This is a genomic window from Stenotrophomonas sp. 05L44_2, from assembly GCF_056665995.1.
Genome location: NZ_JBFTNR010000407.1, coordinates 1 through 3,839, shown reverse-complemented (window position 1 = coordinate 3,839; position 3,839 = coordinate 1). Strand labels below are relative to the sequence as shown.

Genomic DNA, 3,839 nt, shown 5'->3' with positions numbered 1-3,839 from the left:
ACCTCTGCACTGCCACTGCAGTCGATCACCACCGCATGCGGCAGATGCGCGGCCAGCAGGTGCTCGGTGAAGTGGTCCAGATCGCTGGCCTGGCCGGCGTCCTGCAGCGCCTGGCGCCAGTCTTCATGCAGGCCATCGGCCTCCAGGCGCATGCGCGAGCGTGACGCAAGCGCGCGCAGGCGCAGATCGACATTGGCCTTGGCCAGCAACTGCGGGCGCGCCGCCAGCAGCTGGTCCAGCAGCGCAGCGCCAACATTGCCCGGACCGATCACCCCCACCGCGAACGTCTGCGGCGACAGCCAGAACCCGGCATGCGCGGCACGCAGCGCGCGGGTCGCGTCGGCGCTTGCCACCGCCACCGAGATGTTGCGTTCGGAGGACCCCTGCGCGATCGCCAGGATGTTCACCTGCGCCCGGCCCAGCGATTCGAACAGCCGTGCAGCCACACCCGGCTGGCCTGCCATGCCATCGCCCACGGCGGCCAGCACGCTGACGCCCTCGCTGACCTGCACGCGCTGCACCTGGCCGGCGGCCAGCTCGTGCGAGAACGCCTGCACCACGGCATCGCGACCACGCGCCGCTTCGCCTGCGCGGACAACACAGCAGATCGAATGTTCGGAAGAGCCCTGCGAGATCATCACYACCGAGACCTGTGCCTGGCGCAGCGCGGCGAACACCCGTTCGGCGGTACCCGGCACGCCGATCAGGCCGGTGCCTTCCAGGTTCAGCAGGGCCAGATCCGTGCTCAGCGTCAGCCCTTTCACCGGGCCACGTGGCGAGCGCTCGGCGCTGATCCGCGTACCCGGATGGCTGGGCTGGAAGGTATTGCGGATGAAGATCGGCAGGCCCAGCCGGATCGCCGGTGACATCGTCTGCGGATGCACCACTTTCGCCCCGAAATAGGCCAGCTCGCAGGCCTCGTCGTAGCTCAGCGCGTGCAGCTGCACGGCCTCCGGCACCAGCCGCGGGTCGGCCGACAGCACGCCGTCGACGTCGGTCCAGATATGCAGTTCATCGGCGGCGAACAGTGCGGCGAAGATCGCGCCGGAGTAGTCACTGCCGTTGCGGCCCAGCGTGGTGACGCGGTCCTGGCGGTCGCGGGCGACGAAACCGGTGGCGACCACGCGCGACTGCGGGTGCCGCAGCCGCCACGCGGCAAGGCGGCCGGCACTGGCATCCCAGTCGACATCCACGCCCAGTTCGCCGTGGCCGACCACCAGCACATCGCGTGCATCCAGCACCGCGCAGTCCTCGCCCAGCGCGCGCAGGTGGGTACCAAGCAACTGTGCGGAGAACACTTCGCCCAGGCCCTGCACGCGGTCGAGCACCTCGCGTGGCAGTTCGCCGATCACCGCCAGCGCGGCCAGCACCTCGGCCAACTGGTCGAAGCGTGCATCGATCCAGTCCACGGTATCGCCCACCTGCTCACCCAGCAGCGCTACCGCGGCACCCCGATGCCGCGCGCGCAGCGCATGCCACGCCTCCTGCCAGCCGGCATCGCCCTGGGCTGCCAGGTGCGCCAGTTCAATCAGCGCATCGGTAACCCCCTTCATGGCCGAGACCACGCTGACCTGCAACGACTCGGGGCGGGCCAGCAGCAGGCCGGCGACATGGCGATAGCGCTCGGCGTCGGCCACCGAGGTGCCGCCGAACTTGTGCACGACAGTGGACGGCGCGGCCAATGCGGACGCGGCAGGCGAATGGGCGGGAGCGATGGAAGACATGCAGACCTCGGTTGGAGGCCCCGTCGCATGCAGGTGGTCGAGTTTCCCCGTCACCTGGATGGTGCGGGGCCGTTGTTTTCGGGAGTTACACGAAGACGACGGGCCGCACCAGGGCAGTGGTGGCGGTGGTGGTGGTAATGGTGGTGGTGATGGCGACCGGCGCAGTCGAACGGCCCGCGGTAGCGGGGGCGATCAGGCGGGCGTTGGCGGCATCAAGGACCATGGCCTACAGAAAACACCGCCGCGATGGCCGCTGTCAAGTGTTGCGGCGCAATATTTCCATGCAGCGATCATCGGCCAACGTGCCGGCATTTGGTTGCAACTGAGACCAACAGGTGATCGTCGCCCTCAATGCGTCGATTCAGCCGACATGTTCGGTGATTGCGCGCGGCGTGCGATGCGCATGCGCGCACAACAGCACCCCGCCCACCAGCAGCACGATCGCCAGCAGTTCCAGCAGGCTGGGCCAGCGCCGCTGCCAGGCGAAGGCGTACAGCAGCGCGAACAGGGTCTCGAACACGATCATCTGCCCGGTCAGGGTCAGCGGCAGCAGGCGACTGGCCCGGTTCCAGAACGCATTGCCGAGGATCGAGGCGACCACCGCCACGCTGGCGCTGATGGCCCAGAACCCACCCCATTGCGCAGCCGTATGCGCCTGGTTGTGTCCACTGAACGCCATCGGCACCAGCAGCAGCGACAACCCGCCGGTGGGGACGCCGGTCAGCAGTGACCAGTCGTGGCTGGAAAGGTCGGGCCGCCGCGACAGCCAGCGGCTGTTGCCGATGGAATACAGCGCCCACGAGAACAACGCACCGAACGCGCACAGCAGGCCGATCAGGCGTTGCCGCCAAGGCGTGCCCAGATGCTCGGACATCAGCGCCTCCCAGCCGACCATCGCTACGCCGAGCACGCACAGCGCCAGCGCCGGCAGCAGCTGCTTCAACGGCACCGCACCCTGCTCGCGCACGCCCACCAGGGTGACCACGACCGGAATCAGGCCGACAATCAACGAAGCAGCGGCGCCACCGGCCCACTGCACCGCCGTGGCCAACAGCAGGAAGTACACCAGGTTGCCGGCCAGGCTGAGCCACAACAGGCCGATCCACTCGGCGCGACCGAGCTTCGGCGCCAGCCGCTTCCAGCGCGGCAGCAGCAGGACCACGGCGATCAGGCCATAAACCAGATAGCGGCCGGCGGAAAGCTGCAGGGCATTGAACGTGCTCAACACGGCGGGCGCGAGGAAGACCACGCCCCACAGCGCACCGGCGGCGATGCCATTGGCGATGCCCAGGGCAATCGGGTTGTTGCGCATTGCAGGTTCACAGCAAGAACGGGCCGCGCAGTGTAAGCGGCCCCTTGCCGACCGGTCTTGACCGAGGCTACTGCCGGTTCGCTTCCGCAGTGTTGGGTGTGGCTCGCCGCCATGCCGCCGGCGTCTGCCCGCATTCGCGGCGCAGCGCACGGGTCAGTGCACTCTGCTCGGAATACCCTGCGGCCAGTGCGATATCGCTGATCGATGCCGGGCTGACCCGCAACTGGTGCTTGGCCCAGCGCAGGCGGCTGGCACTGAGCCACGCCTGCGGGCTGAGCCCGAACTCACTCCGGAACACCGCATGCAGGCGGCTTTCGCTGATGCCGACAAAGGCAGCCATGCGCGCTACCGACCATGCCTGCCCCGGTATCGCCTCGACCGCAGCGCACAGGCCCTGCAGGCGCGCACCACTACCGGCAGGCGCGAAGACCCGCAGCAGTTCCGGCAGCAGCGCTGGCACAGGCCGGCCCGTCTGCACCTGGGCAAGCCGCTGCCGCAGCGACAGCGGGAGATGCAGCCAGCGCTGCCGGCACAGGTGCTCCTGGGTCGCGTCATCGAGCACGCCCGGCCCGCAGTCGACAATCACGAAACCATTGGGGCCGTCGGCCATCTGGTCGTGCGCCTCGCCGGCCGCCACGAATGCGCCCTGCAGCAGGTCAAGACGGCCGCCCCTGCCCTCCATCTCGAACTGCAGCTCACCCTGCAGCGGCAGCACCCACTGCGCATAGCCGTGGCGATCCAGGCCGGTGGCCTGACCGTAGTGCCGTAGATGGAAGATGGCGCCCATCCGAGCAGTCTGCGCG

At 68.7% G+C, this 3,839-nt stretch carries 4 protein-coding genes; all 4 read right to left on the bottom strand.

Going from position 1 to position 3,839, the window contains the following annotated elements:
* A partial coding sequence (locus tag AC1VAN_RS14480; protein WP_480986052.1) for an aspartate kinase occupies positions 1-1,724 on the bottom strand: 1,724 nt, incomplete at its 3' end.
* Between the two features lie 85 nt (positions 1,725-1,809).
* Positions 1,810-1,947: a hypothetical protein gene (locus tag AC1VAN_RS14475; RefSeq protein WP_200867501.1), complete on the bottom strand. Its 138-nt coding sequence runs from the start codon at positions 1,945-1,947 to the stop codon at positions 1,810-1,812.
* Between the two features lie 138 nt (positions 1,948-2,085).
* Positions 2,086-3,036, bottom strand: a complete 951-nt coding sequence (locus AC1VAN_RS14470; protein WP_442251207.1) for a DMT family transporter — start codon at positions 3,034-3,036, stop codon at positions 2,086-2,088.
* Positions 3,037-3,103: 67 nt separating this feature from the next.
* Complete coding sequence (locus AC1VAN_RS14465; RefSeq protein WP_032976082.1) at positions 3,104-3,823, bottom strand: helix-turn-helix domain-containing protein; 720 nt, start codon at positions 3,821-3,823, stop codon at positions 3,104-3,106.
* Positions 3,824-3,839 lie beyond the last annotated feature (16 nt).

What these genes read in the sequence shown, in the direction of transcription:
- AC1VAN_RS14475 (WP_200867501.1), bottom strand. Translation starts at nt 1,947, where the DNA reads ATGGTCCTTGATGCCGCCAACGCCCGCCTGATCGCCCCCGCTACCGCG.
- AC1VAN_RS14465 (WP_032976082.1), bottom strand. Translation starts at nt 3,823, where the DNA reads ATGGGCGCCATCTTCCATCTACGGCACTACGGTCAGGCCACCGGCCTG.
- AC1VAN_RS14470 (WP_442251207.1), bottom strand. Translation starts at nt 3,036, where the DNA reads ATGCGCAACAACCCGATTGCCCTGGGCATCGCCAATGGCATCGCCGCC.